Annotated in this window: 15 protein-coding genes, 1 pseudogene and 1 riboswitch; of the genes and pseudogenes, 12 read left to right on the top strand and 4 right to left on the bottom strand. The window is 37.7% G+C overall.

Annotated features, from left to right (window positions below; all coding sequences use genetic code 11):
- Window positions 1-3: 3 nt before the first annotated feature.
- Entirely contained in the window at window positions 4-2,505 is a 2,502-nt protein-coding gene (locus BM265_RS06075) for a fibronectin type III domain-containing protein (RefSeq protein ID WP_074960668.1), read from the bottom strand.
- Window positions 2,506-3,441: 936 nt separating this feature from the next.
- Between BM265_RS06075 and fic the strand changes: the two genes are divergently transcribed.
- The 4 genes from fic (at window position 3,442) to BM265_RS06055 (ending at window position 5,269) form a co-directional block, all read left to right on the top strand.
- Entirely contained in the window at window positions 3,442-4,047 is a 606-nt protein-coding gene (fic, locus tag BM265_RS06070) for a protein adenylyltransferase Fic (RefSeq protein WP_177219550.1), read from the top strand.
- A 41-nt stretch (window positions 4,048-4,088) separates the two neighbouring features.
- Entirely contained in the window at window positions 4,089-4,274 is a 186-nt protein-coding gene (locus BM265_RS06065) for a hypothetical protein (protein ID WP_024856315.1), read from the top strand.
- A gap of 91 nt (window positions 4,275-4,365) precedes the next feature.
- Window positions 4,366-4,953: a helix-turn-helix domain-containing protein gene (locus BM265_RS06060; protein ID WP_074960666.1), complete on the top strand. Its 588-nt coding sequence runs from the start codon at window positions 4,366-4,368 to the stop codon at window positions 4,951-4,953.
- Window positions 4,940-5,269, top strand: a complete 330-nt coding sequence (locus tag BM265_RS06055) for a helix-turn-helix domain-containing protein (protein ID WP_074960665.1) — start codon at window positions 4,940-4,942, stop codon at window positions 5,267-5,269. Before BM265_RS06060 ends, BM265_RS06055 begins: the two co-directional genes overlap by 14 nt.
- A 180-nt stretch (window positions 5,270-5,449) precedes the next feature.
- Here BM265_RS06055 and BM265_RS06050 read toward each other — a convergent pair whose 3' ends face one another.
- Complete coding sequence (locus tag BM265_RS06050; RefSeq protein ID WP_074960664.1) at window positions 5,450-6,844, bottom strand: hypothetical protein; 1,395 nt, start codon at window positions 6,842-6,844, stop codon at window positions 5,450-5,452.
- Between the two features lie 402 nt (window positions 6,845-7,246).
- Here BM265_RS06050 and BM265_RS06045 point away from each other — a divergent pair, with 402 nt between their 5' ends.
- Genes BM265_RS06045 through BM265_RS06035 form a run of 3 tightly spaced genes read left to right on the top strand, consistent with a single transcriptional unit; the run spans window position 7,247 to window position 9,425 of the window.
- On the top strand, window positions 7,247-8,410 hold the full coding sequence (locus BM265_RS06045; RefSeq protein WP_074960663.1) for a DNA topoisomerase: 1,164 nt from the start codon (window positions 7,247-7,249) through the stop codon (window positions 8,408-8,410).
- Window positions 8,317-8,829, top strand: coding sequence for a DNA topoisomerase (locus BM265_RS20870; RefSeq protein WP_074960662.1), 513 nt, complete (start codon window positions 8,317-8,319; stop codon window positions 8,827-8,829). Before BM265_RS06045 ends, BM265_RS20870 begins: the two co-directional genes overlap by 94 nt.
- Complete coding sequence (locus BM265_RS06035) at window positions 8,778-9,425, top strand: hypothetical protein (protein WP_074960661.1); 648 nt, start codon at window positions 8,778-8,780, stop codon at window positions 9,423-9,425. The genes BM265_RS20870 and BM265_RS06035 overlap by 52 nt, the downstream gene beginning before the upstream one ends.
- 119 nt (window positions 9,426-9,544) lie before the next feature.
- On the opposite strand, the gene BM265_RS06030 is transcribed toward BM265_RS06035, so the two are convergent.
- Together BM265_RS06030 and BM265_RS20000 are read right to left on the bottom strand one after the other, a co-directional pair.
- On the bottom strand, window positions 9,545-10,246 hold the full coding sequence (locus BM265_RS06030; protein ID WP_074960660.1) for a hypothetical protein: 702 nt from the start codon (window positions 10,244-10,246) through the stop codon (window positions 9,545-9,547).
- Window positions 10,247-10,559: 313 nt separating this feature from the next.
- Window positions 10,560-10,733 (bottom strand): hypothetical protein, encoded by a 174-nt coding sequence (locus tag BM265_RS20000; protein ID WP_207646958.1) that lies wholly within the window; start codon window positions 10,731-10,733, stop codon window positions 10,560-10,562.
- A 248-nt stretch (window positions 10,734-10,981) separates the two neighbouring features.
- Here BM265_RS20000 and BM265_RS06020 point away from each other — a divergent pair, with 248 nt between their 5' ends.
- From BM265_RS06020 to BM265_RS06000, 5 genes and pseudogenes are all read left to right on the top strand, one after another.
- Window positions 10,982-11,254, top strand: coding sequence for an SOS response-associated peptidase family protein (locus tag BM265_RS06020; RefSeq protein WP_242940787.1), 273 nt, complete (start codon window positions 10,982-10,984; stop codon window positions 11,252-11,254).
- A 201-nt stretch (window positions 11,255-11,455) separates the two neighbouring features.
- Window positions 11,456-12,442 (top strand): hypothetical protein, encoded by a 987-nt coding sequence (locus BM265_RS06015; RefSeq protein WP_074960659.1) that lies wholly within the window; start codon window positions 11,456-11,458, stop codon window positions 12,440-12,442.
- Window positions 12,443-12,491: 49 nt separating this feature from the next.
- Complete coding sequence (locus BM265_RS06010) at window positions 12,492-12,923, top strand: hypothetical protein (RefSeq protein ID WP_074960658.1); 432 nt, start codon at window positions 12,492-12,494, stop codon at window positions 12,921-12,923.
- 229 nt (window positions 12,924-13,152) lie between these two features.
- Window positions 13,153-13,659: pseudogene (locus BM265_RS06005) on the top strand (recombinase family protein).
- 134 nt (window positions 13,660-13,793) lie between these two features.
- Window positions 13,794-16,529 (top strand): DUF4116 domain-containing protein, encoded by a 2,736-nt coding sequence (locus tag BM265_RS06000; protein WP_074960657.1) that lies wholly within the window; start codon window positions 13,794-13,796, stop codon window positions 16,527-16,529.
- 237 nt (window positions 16,530-16,766) lie between these two features.
- Window positions 16,767-16,849, top strand: a riboswitch (cyclic di-GMP riboswitch).
- The last annotated feature ends 122 nt before the right edge of the window (window positions 16,850-16,971 follow it).

Here is a 16,971-nt window from a genome sequence, read left to right as displayed (position 1 = left end):
ATATTACTTAACGGTAACTGTGAATGCTCTGCTGTTGAGCGCGGAAGTATCCCACTCGCCGCCTACCTTAGCACAGATGACCATCTTGTAGGTCTGACCGGGCTTGAGCTTGGGCGAAGTGTAGTATGTAATAGCTGCAGGGATCTTCTGGTTAACTACTACCCATCTGCCTGCTAAGTATACAGCTACACCATAGTTCTGGGCGTTCTTGACCCTTGTCCAGCTTACCTTGAACTGGTGGAACTCCTCGTTGTATTCGATAGCCTTAACAGTGGGGTATTCTGGAACATCCCCCTTGGGAGATACAGTAACTGCATTTGAAAAATCAGTAATATACTTACCACCGATGTTTGCAAGAACAGCCACGGTATACTTATTTCCTGCTTTCAGTCCATCCAATACATAGCTGGTGTCATCGACTTCTGCCAGCATATTCCATCTGCCGCTTACATAAGATGCAACAGCGTACTTTTCAGCGCCCTTAACTTCTGTCCATGTGAGCTTTACAGCATTCTCGCCCTGTTCATAGGAGATCTCGGGAGCCACAAAAGTAAGCTTAGGAATGATCACTTCTTTAGTATCGGTATAGATCTTGCCTTCCAACTTAGCGGAAGCAGTGTATACGATCTTGCCTGCGGAAGTATAAGTAGGCTCGGTGGTCACAGATCTGATGGTCGCAGTTGTGCCGACTACCATGTTGCAGTTAGAACAGGTTGACGACAGCGTTGCCGAAGAATAATCATCGCTCCATTTCCATACAAGCTTGCCGAGGTTGTGACCTGTTGCCTGTATCACTGTCTGTTCCTTAGAGATCTCTTTGATTCCATATTCATCAGCATAATATTTGTTGTTGACTTCATCGAACCAGTAACTTATGTGACCGTTCTTCTGACAGGTCGGTTCAACCTTGGGAACATAAGTAAGTTTCAGCATGGGGATAGCTACTTCCATGGTATCGGTATATGTTTTTCCATCGAATTTCACAGTAGCTGTATACACGTACTTGCCGTCAGCGGTGTATGTGGGATTAACGACCTTAGCGGTAACCTTTGCATCTACAATTTCGCCATAGCGACATTCCTTGCACTTGAATGTAGCCTTTGCAGTTACAGCGGCAGTAGTAGAAAAATCAGACCATGTCCAGGCGGGATCATCGAAAGTATGTCCTTTTGCAGGAATGATGATATCATCAAGTGTAAGTTCGTATATACCCTTGTTGTCGGCATAGTATTTGCCGTCTGAACCTTTATAGAAAACAGTATGTCCGGGCTCGGTGCAGGTAGGTTCAACAGCGCCTACCTTTTTATAGGTATGATAAACTCTAACAGGTACTATCACATTATGAACGATCAGATAATGCTCAGTATCATTAGGAACGAAAGTAGCCGTGAAATAATTTACTCCCACATTACCCACATTTTCAGCGCTGTTGTCCCAGGACCATGTACCATTATCAGCTTCGGGTAAAATTACATTTGAAAGTGTACTGCCATAAGGAGCATTTAAATCTTTAGGTATCTCATACTTCGGCAGTTCCTTGATCCTGAAAGTTTTTGTGATAGTGCCGTAAAAATCACCTATACCGTTGATATATACCGTAGCTGTACCGACTTCTATATTTTCGTCATACGAAGCAGTGAAATCAACATTCTCGGAAAGAAGTCCTGCGGCTGTCTGGATCTTTACATCGGGAGTGATCTTGCTGCCAGTGTATTCCTGATCGGAAATGCTTTCAATAGCAGCAGGATCGATAGAAACAGCACCGATCTTGCGGATACCAAAATCGTATACCGGGTCTTCAATATCATAATACTCAAAACCGTCTGCAGGCGACGGAATATACTTCTTCAAATTAGTGCGCTCGGTAAAATATCCGCCTGTCAGAAAATACTGACCGCTGCCGCTTCTGTAAAAAGGTCCGTCACTGTCATCAGCCTGAAGATCGAAATAACCGCCTTTGATATAAATATGCGCATCGTTTGATTCAGTTCTGGATATATCACGACCACCTTTATAGTTACCGCTGAGGATCTCGACAGTACCCTTATTTACCTTAATGAAACGAACTACTCTCGGATTTTCAGCGAACATTCCGCCGCCGTGACCACTGTCAAGGAAAGTGATATGAGTATTAGCATTGCAGAGATACAAATAACTCTGCTCATTACGATTTCCCATACTATCATACAAGATAGTATTGCCGTTAAAGTCAACTGTGAATGAATTGCTGTTATCTATGGTATAAGCGCCGGTTAGATCGAAAGAATCGATAAGCTTGATGGTGTCGCCATCCTCAGCTGAATTTGCAGCAGTAAGAAACTCTTCAAGAGTAGCGACCTCACGAACAGTTGCGACCGGAATGGAAGCAGCTTCTGCATCAGCATAAGCAGTAACGGCAGCCGTACCGCCAAAGAAATTTGAAGCTACGCTCCCGGGGACAGTTCCCGCAACACATAGAACAGCCAGCGCACCTGCAAGAGTACGCTTAGTGAAATTATGATTCATTTAAATGATCCTCCTTTTGTTAATGATAATCGAACTATCTAACTTAATTATTGGCCTTAATAATTATATCATAGTCAAATACAAATAGCAAGGTTATCATGAATTATATGAATAATATCTTTTTATTTTGTGAAGAATGACAAAGGTTATTAAGCATTGAACTGCATTTGGTACAAAAGAGGATGTATGAATAAAGAACAAAAAGTTCTGAAAATATAAAATTTACAAAACTTCTTTATGGCAGGGGCACCAAGGATCGAACTCGGGACACGCGGTTTTGGAGTTTCATATCATTGTAAATCTATCTTTCGCAAACCCACTAAAACCTAAGATGTTTCGTCATTTTATAGCATCCCATCCTCACATCTTATTATAGTATTTTATCCCTTGTTTTAGTTTTAGCAGTCAAATAGTAGTCAGATTTTCAAAGATTTTTAAGATACAACAACTTGTTATATAATACTATATTAACTCGCACAAATCACATTTAAGCATCTGATTAATTTCAATGTCAGCTTTATATTACACATTATCTAAATCGACAATAACCGTCTTAAAATATTTATAGCCTGCAAGTATCATAATGATACTTGCAGGCTATTTTTGGTGCTTTAGCGAAAATAAACCCCCGGTTCTACCGGGGGAGATAAAAAAGCTTCAGCAAGCGATTTAAAATAACCTCCGAGTGTGATACAATCTGTCGGGAGGACAGTTTACTAACGAGTATAAAAACAATAACCTGAGCGAAGTCGAGAAAATAATAAAAATGGCTATCGGGCGCGGCAATCTGGATATGACAGAACGTGAAGAAATACGCAAGTACATCGAGAACTCTCACAATGTGTAATCAATTAATGAATTATCTAACTCTTCTTGTAAAAGAGGTTGACAAACACTACTGTTTCGGATATACTATAATCATAAAGAGGTGAAATAATGCTTGAAAATAAAATAAATGCACAAAGCTCGGCGGAGCTTGCAAGAGAAGAAGAACGCATTTCAAAACAGAAAGTAATCGCAATGTTTGAACAGGATATGCTTGCTGATAAAAAGGCGGGTACAATTGAAACGCTAATGTTTATCCACAAAACGCTCTTTGAGGATATTTATTACTTTGCCGGAAAGATCCGCACTGTAAATATTGCAAAAGGCAGTTTTCGCTTTGCACCTGTCATGTATCTGGAGCAGTCTTTGAAAACGGTAGAACAGATGCCGCAAAAGACTTTTGATGATATCGTTGCTAAATATGTTGAGATGAATATCTGTCACCCTTTCCGTGAAGGAAACGGCAGAGCGACAAGGATTTGGCTCGATCACATTTTCAAGAGCGAGCTAAAAAAAGTCGTAGACTGGAGCTTGATAGATAAGGAGGATTACCTTCTTGCTATGGAAAGAAGTCCGATACGCTCCACAGAGATAAACGTTCTGCTCAAAAATGCCCTTACCGAGAAGACAGAAGATCGTGAAGTATTCATGAAAGGAATTGACACCAGCTATTATTACGAGGGCTACACGGCATTTGACATCAACGATTTGAGGTGACTATCACCGTATAACAATCTATTTAAATCGGAGGTGACACAATGGCAGTTTCAGAAGCACATCAGAAAGCCAACATCAAATGGGGCAAAGAGAACCTAACTAATCTGGCAGTCAGACTTCGAAAAGAAAAAGCTGCTAAGTTCAAAGAACTTGCGTACAAGAACAATACAACACCAAATGCTCTATTCAAAGAATTTGTAGATAAATATATTGAGGAAAACTCTTGACATACAGTATTTAATACTGTATAATTACGGTAGACAGATTATACCTGTCTGCCGTTTTTTTATTTCAAAAATACATATATCGAGGTGTGAAATGAAAATTCCAAACAAACTGCTGGATCTGTCCCGTAACGAACTAATGGTAGCCTGCCGCCTTTACAGCATCGTTAACAGTCACACCAAGCTGACAACGAACGGTTATGCGGTCTGCATCAAGCAGGAAACGATAGCAGCAAGCTGTGGACTGTCTGTAGCAACCGTTAAGCGTGTTTTAAAGGCTTTGTCTGAAAAGGGTATCACATTTACTCACCAATATCGTCAGACACGTTCTAACGGCTGTCTGGGTGCAACTCACTACGATCTGCAAGCCTTTTCTTTCCTCTCGGATTATTTTTATATGCCTAACAATGTGTTCAAGCTTGGTCTGTCGCAGAAGATGTTCTATGCGTATGCGCTTTTCTGTAAGTTGGCTGACAGCAATAAAAAGTCCTTCTTTCATAGTTACAACGACCTTGCCGAGATGATGAAGCTGAAGCGCAGTGAAGTCATAGAGCTTGTCGGTGCGTTGATAAAAACAAGGCTAGTATTCCGCACAAGGCGCAGAACAAAGGCAGGCGATCACACAGATAATAGCGAACATGTTCTTTCTTTTCTCCCGGAGATTTGGATTGAACTACTATGAGCTCATGATGATGGAAGCTAAGTATCAGCTAGGTGATGAACCACCAAAAACAAAACCTAAAGCAAATGAAACATTTGCGGAACTCCTAAAGAAAACACGAACGCAGGCGGGTATATCACAAGCAAAGCTTGCGGATACTATCTGCTGCACTAAGTTCACTGTATACACATGGGAATGCGGTGACAACATCCCGAATTTAGAAATGCTTGAAAGGATCTGCTATGCGCTTAAAGTTCCAGCCGATTTTTTCGATGCAGTATACAAGGCTGAAAGATTTCAGCCGAGAACACCAAGAGATAGGAAAAAGAAAACATGAAAAAGCATATCATACCAAAAGCTATTTAGATATGTAGTTACATACATTCAGAACGACCAGTACATAGGAAACAAGCACTTGTATTATTACAAAAACACAGCCCCATCCATTAATAGAATCGGACTGTGTTATAAAAAATTATTTTTTATTTAAGTGGTTAGTGACCGCCACTGTAATTGATTAGAACTTTTCTACCAGTTCCCAGAAATCTATGCCGGTCGCTTCCTGTACACATTTTAGATTTAATAAAGCCTCATATACGATTGAGCCGTCTTTACCAAATTTCTTTGTTAAATATTTTTTTACAGTTAAATTACCATATCCATCAAATTCAAATGTTTCTCCATTTTTAAGGCTGTCTAATGTAACTGTATTTGCCCAGAATTCATTTGATGCTCCGCCATCCCAAGTATCATAAATCTGACCCAGTAAATACTCCTTAATATTTTTTTTCAAGCCGGCTTTAACTGATTCTTTCGCAGATGTTTGAATCTGATCCAGAATTTTGCCGTATGAATTTGAACCGCCATCAACAAGATCAGTTGCTGTATGTAACACATCTATGAGAGTATTTAATGTACCAATATTAACAGTCTTGCTATTGTTATTGGTAAGCAGATCATAAACACCCAAACACTTATTAGCTATTTGACATTTAGCTACATAAGTCTTACCTTCACAATCGGGCAGACTATCAATTGGAAAGTAATCAGCTATTTTGGCTTCATCAGCTATAAATTTCTTAAGACCTGTTTTCTTGGTCTCTCCCAAAGGAACCACGTTATAGAATGCCTTTGCAGCTTCTAGAGCTTTTTTTTCATCAATAGTCTGATCAAGCAAATAGAAGTAACGTGCAAGAGCTTCTTCCTTTGAATTAAACCTCTTCTGCTGTTCAAATGTCGTTTGAACATACTCATAATAGTCTACTTCATGGTCAATATAATCGCAATCGTAGCAACCATAATAAACTCTATTATTTTTACTCTCAAAACCCATCCTATGAGTATGACTCGGCTTTTGCGGCTCATTTTTAGGCTCCTGATAAATTCTTGTACCATTCGGGTTTGATGAATACTTGCTGGACCAAACTTTACTTCGGGTCTTACGGGAATAAATGAACAGTTCGCCATTATTGCTGAGATACAGAGAAGCAGGAGTTTGAAAGCTGTCTGTCGTCCATACGGGTCTTCTATATTTATCATAAATAACAAAGTTGCCGTCATCCTGTATCTGACAAAGGTTCGCATCACATCTATCTGTTCCCGAAGCCCAGTAAGGTTTTCTATTGCCATCATCATTGTATCTGTAAATAACAAGATTACCATCGCTACCCTGGAAAATCAGACCGTATTGACCGTTCTTAGACATATACCAATGATTTGCCTGCAATGAATTCTTAGAAGCAATAAACTCTGCTCCATCAAGAACACTTGCAGCTTCAGCAACAATTGTATTCTGCAAGCCATATTTTTCCATAGGCGAACCCAAAAATGTGCCAGACATAGAAGCAGTGTAGATTACTGCAGCTGATGCAACAGCGGTGATTCGCTTAATGAGATTTTTACTCTTAAACATACTTACTCTCCTGTCTTTATTAATAAACATTTTGTTGTAATGTGTAGAACAGTTGCCTTGCAAGGTTGTTTTTATAACTGTTTGCCTACGGTGTCATTCTATCACAAGCGTAAATGTTTGTCAATAAAACAAAGATAATTTTGTAATAATTGAATTGTTGTTTTGCACAATTCAAAATAAATACGGACATTTTGCGAATATTTTAAAGATATTTACTATTATTTTGTCAGATACAGGAATCAGATAAAGTTAGTAACTATTTTATCAATCGAATAATCAACTCTTCTAGATTTACATCGAAATAATCTGCTATGCATTGAAAGTTCCAGCCGAATTTTTTGATGCAGTATACAAGGCTGAACGATTTCAGCCAAGAACACCAAGAGAAAGGAAAAAGAAAGAATGAAAAAGCTTATAATATGCGAAAAACCGAGTTTAGCTAAGAACGTCCGTGATGCGATTGCACATCGTGAGAATGTTCAGCGTGTAGGCAACAAAGATTTGTATTATTACGAAAGCAGCAGCTACGTGATAACGTTCTGTTTCGGGCATCTGCTTACGCTCGGAGAACCTGAAAAATATATACCCGAGGGTGAAACTGCGGTTCTGCCGATAATACCCGCGAATTTCAGGCTGTTCCCGAATGACAAGGACTGTGCAAGACAGTATTCGCTTATCAAGAAGCTGATGGATATGCCCGAGATCGACGGTATAATACACTGCGGTGATGCGGACCGTGAGGGTGAGATCATCGTGCGTAACGTCCTGCGCGTCGCTAGTAACACAAAGCCTGTGTATCGTCTGTGGCTGCCGGAACAGACCGAAAGCACGATACTGAAAGCCCTTAGCTCACTGGAAAATGACAGCAAATACGATGATCTGGCTAACGCTGGCTATGCGAGAACATTCGTTGATTGGCTGTTCGGATATAATCTTTCCCGTTATCTGATGCAGAAAGCTAATGTCCGTAAAGGCTGGGGCGTTGGTCGTGTAATTATCCCGATAGTCGATACCGTGTATCAGCGCGAACTTGAAATACGCAACTTCGTTTCGACACCGTATTTTCAGCTTCATGGTGAAACGGAAAAGGACGGTATAAAAGTCACTGTCACCGATAAGGAAAAATACGATACTCAGGAACAGGCACAGATGCGGCTTACAGAACTGTCATCGGGTGTATATCGGGTCGGCAGCATCGATACGAAAAAAGCTGTTGTCACTCCCCCGAAGATGTTTTCTCTCGATACGCTTCAAGGCAAGCTGTCAAAGGATCTCGGCATGACACTGGACAAGTCGATGCCGCTTATCCAGTCGCTGTATGACAAAAAATACATTACATATCCCCGTGCTAATACGGAATACTTCGCGGAGGAAGAAAAAGCAGATGTATTCGCTGTTGCTGACAAGATGAATGCTGTATACTCCCTCGATCTTGAACATAAGGACAGTAAAAAAACTTTGACAGCAGCAAGGTGGATAGTCACTCCGCTATCAGACCTACGCTTAACTTTCCGACCAGTGAAAGCAGTCTGTCCGATGATGAACAGAAGGTCTATAACACGATAGTCAAACGTTTCTGTGCGGTATTCGCTCCTCCGTGTACTGTCAACAGGACCGTGATAGTGTTCACTGATGGCACTCATGAATTCAAAATTAAGGGTGATACTCCCCTGACACCCAGTTTCAGACGTTATGAGCCTAAGAAATCCGATGAAAACGATGATGATAGCAAGACACTTCCTTCTTTTTCTCAAGGAGAACTTGTTTCATTCACATGGGTCATAGATAACAAGATGACAAAGGCTCCCCCACGTTATACCATAGATAGCCTTAATGCGTACCTTAAAGCGCCTTTTGCTAAATCATCATCTGCCCAGGATAACGATGACTCCCCTGCCGATGACAGCGAACTGTATGAAGCTGTAAAAAAAGCATGGAGATTGGCACCGTTGCAACGCGGACAGGACTTATCACTAAATGCGTAAAGACTTACAAATACCTTGATATAAAACAAGGAAAGTATTACTGCACCGAAAAAGGTGAAGCTTTCATCGGTTATCTTCATCAGCTGAATATAGACCTTTTCACCGAAAGGAACATTGAATTCAACATGATGATAAAGTCGGTTGAACTTGGGAGAGAAACGATGCAGCACTCAATAGAGAAAACTGCCGATGAGATACGCAGTATCATCGCACAGGATGTTACAGTAAGTTCCGCTCAGAAATTTACAGATAGCAACAGCTTAGGAAAATGCCCTTTCTGTGGCAGTGATGTACTTGACGGCACTAAGAACTTCTATTGCTCTGCATACAAAAGCGGCTGCAAGTTCGTCATCTTCAAAAATACATACTGTCATTTCTCGTTCGTAAAGGACGGCAAAGAGATAAAATACTCTAAGCCAATGTCCCTGACAAAAGCAAACTGTAAGGCTCTTCTCGGCAGCGGAAGCACTACGGTCAGCATCGAGGAGAAAAACGGCAAGGGCAAGTACAAGATTGGTGTAACTTTCAAGTCTGATAATATGCATGACTTTGTCGGTATAGAGCGTATCCGAGAAAAGAAGAAAGTTGATGGTTAAATACAGCAAAGTGTGTCTATAGACACACCTAAGTTCGCTTCAAAATCCATATTCTAGATTATATATGGTTAGAAAAACAAACGGACACAGCGCAGGCTGTGTCCGAATTATCATATAAATCAATAATCGTGATATCTTCTAACGTTACACACATCAATGTGCCCTGCAACAATAACATCAGATTTATTGGAATTCTGCTCCTGATAACAGTAAGGACAATACCATTTCTGATTCGTTACATCCCACTTGGGCGGATCAAGTCCTGGGTCGAGCAGCGCTAAAGCAGCATCAGAGCATTTCCTGTTAGGATTTTTAGTGCACTTGGGAATGTGTTTATCACAGCTACTTACAGTCGACTGATTTTTACGGCAGTGTGGGCACCATTTCTTGTAAGGACAATCCTTTTCATGTTTTTCAAGATCACTCTGTGAATTAAAAGTACTCGTGCAGCCGTGAGATTTATACTTGCACTTTCTCGTCCTATAGTCGCAGGTCTTCTCATGAGAAGTCACCATGCTCTTGTCCTTATGTTTGAATGTACAGCCATAGCTCTTGTACTTACAATAATTAAAGGGTCTGTACTGACAGTGTTTTTCATGGCTCTTGACCTTGCTCTGGTCAGTATTCGAATATGTACAGCCCTTTTTCTTGTACTTACAGTAATACTTCTTCTTTGCTGCACTCGCGGTGATAATCGTGGAAACAGCTGCATTCTCGCTATTAGCAAGTCCACCATAACCAATCTCTCCGGTAAGCAGAATAGCTGCAGCCATTGCTACCGAAAGGATCTTCTTCTTGAGGTTTGATATTCTTTTGAACATTTCCTCTTCTCCTTTACAAATAAATTTTACCTTCCTTGCAAAACGAACAATTCATTTTGCATTAGTAATTTTATCATATTTAATAAAATTTATCAATTGACAAATTTAACTAACTACCTATTTCAAATAGCAAATAGTTTTACCATTTTAACAAAACATCCTATTCAGCTAAGAATATTATTTCCAGAATATAGCATATGAGCTAATTCATCTTGCAAAAGGGTGTCTATGGACACAGTTCAGCCAAACATAAAAGCGTCCGGCACTCACCTAAAGGTTGTAGTGTCAGACGCTTTGTATTTTTATCTATTAGTTAAGGCATAATATCTGGTTGAGGTATATTATCGCTCTTCGTTGTTTTTACACTTTGTGCAAATTCAAAAAACCAACTATCTGCGCTTTCAAGTTCTTCATCAGATATACTTTCTTTGCCATTACATGGTGCAACAGCAAATGAGAACGTAGTATCCACAAAGTTTTCGTCCAAACAATGAACGTGTATTATAGAATAACTTCCTCTCTCGTTCTCATTGTCATGTGTAGTGTTATCTCTTAATATAATAACTGCTCTGTTACCGGATTTTTGGATAGTATATGTAAATAGATCTTGATCGATATGTCCAAAAATAGATAATTTATTTACTTGGTCTTCGCAGAACTTTTTAAGGTTATCATCTGTGTATTCCGTTAAGTCAAGATGCAAATGAACAGCGTAACATAAAGAAAGAAAAGTTTGTGATACAGCCCGAAGGAACTGAAATCACATACCTCGCTGGATTGTATCGCTTTGAGGAACATAGGGGAATTCAAGTTCCGATGTTCACCGTGATTACAAGAGCAGCTGTGGCTCCCGTAAGTAGCATTCATGATCGAATGCCACTTATTCTCGGAAAGGACAACCTGAACGAATGGATACGTCCAAATGGTGATCCATATAAGATAGCTAAAATGGCACTTACGAAAATGATTATGGAAAAGGCTATCGACTATCCTGAACTGTACACATAAAATTAACGGCACTACGTCTTTATAGCACAGTGCCGTTAATATTTATGATTGAGAAAGTATAGCATATTTCCGTAAAAATTTCAACTATGAATGATCAATCCATTATTTTTGAAACCCCCTTGACAAAACGAAATATTTGTTATATAATAAAGTCCATTAGAGCGAAAATTCTAACGGACTTTGAATTTTTGGAGGTTTTTTATGTCAGACACTATACTTAAGGAACTAATAGAAAAAAACATAAAAAAAATAGAAGCAGATTTAATCTTTCTTGAAAGTAGCCACACAATATGTATTAATGAAAAAGAGGATAATAGAAGCAATGTTAAATTTGATATCTTAGCACTAGACAAAAATCATACGCCGGTTATTATTGAAGCAAAATCAATCACGGATGGTTCGTTAACTTATGTCCTAGAACAAGTCGGTGAATATTTATATTTACTTCGCACAAAAGAGTCTCAGAGTATGGCTGCGCTTGCCAAACGTCAAGGCATACCCGTTGACGAAAATAAACTAAAAGCAAATAAAAAGAATTCGCGAATAATTATCCTCGTTGAAAAAAGAGAAAACGAACCAATAAATAGACTAAAAAACGCCATTGAAGTATTTACTGATAGTGTAGATATCCGTCTATATTCTTATAGGTTATCGACTGATAAAACATCCCTCGAAGATATAAACCTCGAAAGCCCGAAAAATTTAAGTGTTGACAAAAGAATAATACACAAAAGTGAAGAAGCTAAAAAACTATACGAGGAATTAAGCGATTTATTTACAAAAATGAAACAAATGACAACCCGAACATCGGGAAGAGGTGAACTAGGACTTATTATAGGTGATAAACTCAATTGCTATATAGATATCACCCAAAAAAACGGAGATCAAGTCGCAGCTGATTTCGGTTTATCATTCCAGTGCATTTCGTTCTATAGACGCACGAAATTATTAATCGATGAAATCCAGACTCTGATAAAAAAAGATGCAGTAGCCGTTTCTCTTGCAAGTGGGATTTTATCAGGTTTAGACAAACAACAGCAAAAAAGAGTATTTGGGTATATGGCATCTTTCCTTCAGTTGAATACTGATCAAAAAGTAATAAACAGAAAAAAACTGATACGAATGAAAAAAGCTGCCATTAAAGGCGAAGAATATGACGATATTAAATACGATTTACTCGCAAAATAATAAAGATAATATTAAACCCATCTGAGAAAACAGAAAGAAGGTTAGTACTTTGAATCTCATTAATCAAATCGGGACAAATCTGAAAGGACATTATAATAATATAAAATATCATACTCCTAAAGCAAAACTTAATGAACAAGAAATTGAAATGATCAAGCAGAATGGTTTAGTTCATTTTACAAGGTACATTAATAAAGATAGTATAGAAAAAAACGGGATCCTAGGAAACTGGGAAAAATATATATTCAAATCTGAACGAGGATTTTCGTGGTATTACATCATGAATAAAGAAACATTTCATGATAAGCTTGATTTAGTCCATAGCAAAGGGAAAAGAAAGGAATATGATGCTTTTGCTATCATCAAAAATCTTAACGATGAACAAATATCAAAACTGAGAATCCGAAGAGAAACAGATGACGCTATTATTTATCCAGATACGTTAAAAACAAATAAGATATTTGTAGATAAGCTTGACTGACAATAAGAAAAATGAGAACCGATATTATATAAAGATATTGTTGAATACATATTTGAATCCAAAATAGTTAAAGACAGATACTTCATTTGACTTTGAGGTATCTGTCTTTTATGTATACCCTAATGAAACATAAGAAATATATGTCATTTAAATTACTTCGAGTGGATTGACATATTTCATAATACGGTTTATACTTATATCAAATACTATTTAAGGAGAATCACGAATTATGATGATAGGATATGCAAGGGTATCGTCCATAGATCAGAATGAAGCGAGACAAATCGAAGAATTTAAAAAGCTCGGAACGGAGAAAAACTTTATAGATAAGCAGTCTGGAAAAAACTGTGACCGTCCTCAGCTGAAAGAAATGCTCCAGTATGTCAGGTAGGGTGACATTATTATTGTCAGTGAGTATTCACGGCTTGCCCGTAACGTGCAGGATCTTCTTAACATCATCAACGAACTGAAAAAGAAAAATGTTGAACTTCGTAGTCTCAAGGAATCACTGGATACCACAACTCCACAGGGAAAGCTGATGCTGACTATATTTGCAGGACTTGCGGAGTTTGAACGTGATATGATCCGTCAGCGGCAGCTTGAAGGCATTGCAATAGCCAAACAGCAGGGGCTTTACAAAGGGAGACAGCCTATTCCATACGATAAGGCTCTTTTCAAAAAGGAGTGTAAGAAGTGGCGTAATGGCGAACAGACTGCGCGTGCTACTATGCAATAATTGAATATGAAGCCCAATAGGTTTTATCGTATCGTTAAGGAGTCTGGATTATAATTTTTTGATTTAAGTCATCTGCATATTGTCTTGCTCCGTTTTATGAACAAATGGAATTTGAAATAAAGGTGGTAATAATATTGAACAATAATAAACTGGATATAACAAATAACTTGATCATAACAGATATTAGCAAAAGTATTGATGTTCCGGTCCAATTCAAATTAACCGGTGCAATCCATCTGCTTAAAGCTACAAATAAAAGAAAGCAATCTTCTCAGATGGTCGAAGCGGCAATTAGTGAAAATCCATTTTCGTTGCAATATGCTTCTAAAAGACTTAAAACATACGAAATCTGTTTTAAAGCTGTAAAATCAGAAGGAATGACTTTGAAGTTTGTTCCTAAAGATCTTATAGACCGAAACCTTTGTCTTGCTGCAGTTGTAAGTGATGGAATGGCAATTGAATTTGTTCCCGTCGATTATATAGACAAAGAAGTAGCTATGGAGGCGGTTAGTTCTGAACCAATAGGCTCGGCTGCTTATTTTTTCTTTACCTCAGTTCCTCTTGAAATGAAAAGAAATATAAGAAAAAACGAAAGACGAGTCTATCCAATAAAGTATATTCCAGACAAAATTATAGATAAAGATATTGTATATGCATCAGTAAAAGCTCAACCACTTAGCTTAAAAAATATTCCTGAAGAGTATCGAACAAAGGATATCTGTGAAGTTGCAATATCAAGGAACGGTATCGCTATAAAATATGTGCCTGAAAGCTATATTGATACAGTTATTGTGGACAAAGCACTTGATAATACAGTCATGGCTCTTGAATATATACCAGAGAAATATAAAAATAAACAAAGATGCATTAATGCATTCAACACTGATATCAAAAATTTTAAGGATATTCCTCATAAATATTTGAATATAGATATGTGCAAAGAGGTAATAGACTATATAGCAAATTTTAGGATTAAAAACGGTTACTTAGATGAGAAGTCGCTGATAACAAAACTGTTAAAAAACATTCCTCGGAAAATCATATCGGATAAAGAATTTATTAATTATATGATAGCCGTAATAAATGAGGATGTTCTTAAACAAATTATCGAAGTAAATGAGCAGAAAAATATCTTGGAACAATTTCTACCCAGTGCAACAGTTGATTATATTCAAAAAAAGCAAAAAGTTGTATACAATACAATTATAAAACTTGATGCTTCAGAATGTGATCTACCTGATTCAATTTATGAAGTAGAGCCTGTCTCATCAATTCCTCAAATATATGATTTTTCAGATGATAGAAATAATCAAAGAACAATATACTATATATCAGATCTCCATCTTGAACATCAATTTCATAATACATTTCCAGATGAAAAAGACGTAAAACTATCAAAGCTATATGAATATGTTGAGCAAAAAGTTGACGAGATGATTGATGGAATCACAGATACGTGTGATAGTGTTCTTCTTATCGGCGGTGATGTTGCCCATTCATTCCCTATTATGTATCATTTCTATGAGTATCTTTCGGAAAAATGGGAAGGCAAAATAGTATCTGTTTTAGGGAATCACGAGCTTTGGAATGGTCATTATGATCCTGAAGAAGTTATTGTACCTCCCTCTGTTGACTTTATCTCAGACAAATACAATAGAACTGTATTTGATAAATTTGGAATAAAAATGCTCCAAAATACAATTTTCCTTTTACCGGGAGGATTAATAGACGAAAATACAATATTGAAAATATCTGAAGAAGAACTCAGGTATAAATTAGGAACTGGGTTGATAATCCTTGGAGGGACTGGCTTTTCAGGATTAAACCCGTTTTACAATGCTAAAAGAGGGCTGTACAGACATACTCTGCAAACTGTTGAAGATGACATAACTCAAACCGAAAGGTTTGCCGCTGTCTACAATAAACTAAGCAGATGTGTAGGTGACAGGCGTGTCATAGTATTGACTCACTGTCCCTATGATAATTGGACTGATAAACCACTAAATGAAAACTGGATTTACGTTAGTGGTCATACTCATAGAAACGGTATAATCAAACAATCGAATGGTGCTTTTGTTCTTCATGATAATCAGATTGGTTATTCTCCAAAAGAATTCAAGTTAAAAGCATTTACTACTGCTGAATGGGATGAACCATTCTTGCCTTATCCGGACGGTATATATAAGATATCAAAGGATAGTTATCTGTATTTTAACCGCCGAATAAAAGGAATAAATATTACCAGTTTTAAGTCAAGAGACGATATCCTAATGTTAAAAAAGAATGAATTGTATATGTTCCTACTCAGAGATGAATATAATAGAATATCCCTCTTGGAAGGAGGTAAAATTCATCCATTGTCGCATCGTGATCCACAGTATTATTATATTCACATGGATGAATACTATCAAAAAATGAAGCTATTTCTTAAACCTGTACATGAGAAATTAAGGGCTATATCGGAAGAAGTCAAGAGGTTCGGCGGCAGTGGCTTTATTCACGGGAGCATAGTAGATATTACTCCTTTTACACATTTATACCTGAATATTGAAGATAGTTCGATTATTCCTTATTTTGCTATTAATATAGTCGACAAGTTTCCTTATTCAAATGTTTCAACTCTTCTTTACGATAAAGCTCCTACACTCTTACCAGATTACAATGAGCTTCAAAAATCTGGAAAACTTCAAATACTAAATAAAGTAAATTGTAATTTTCAATATTTTCCGGATACCAGTGTATATAATCCTTCAAACAAGTTAAGAGCCATCCAGTATATGTTTGACAATAATGTGATTCGTACTTGGTATGATGATCTCATTAATAGTGAAGCATTAACCTCTGATAGTTTGGATTATATAGATATATAAATTGCTACAAACAAAATATAGATGCAAAAGGTGGTAGGCGTAAAGAAGTTTTCAAGAAAACATTGTAAGACAGGTACAGCAGTCTAAATGATTACCGAAAAAGTACTTACTATACCATTCTTCATACGTCAATTTGTTTAATCCACTACATGGTCTATTGTGCATAAAGTAGAAATCATTATCTTTTTTTCTAGTTATTCGCTATATTATTGACAATTCAACAACAAAAAGGTATATTAATAATATAAGCAAACCTGTCGAAAGACAGCGACGCAAAGCCAAAGGGTCTAAGCCGAATGGTATGACAGCCGGTTGCCGAGGTTATCCTCGATATTATTTCGGTATTTAAGGGGGTGTTGCAATCGCAGCACCCTCTAACCATATCCGAACATCAGAGTAAAAAAACATATTAACTGGTGAAATAAGCTGTTTCAGAGCGCAC

It is taken from the genome of Hominimerdicola alba, assembly GCF_900112155.1.
GTDB lineage: Bacteria > Bacillota > Clostridia > Oscillospirales > Ruminococcaceae > Hominimerdicola > Hominimerdicola alba_D.
This window is presented reverse-complemented; position numbering and strand designations above follow the sequence as displayed.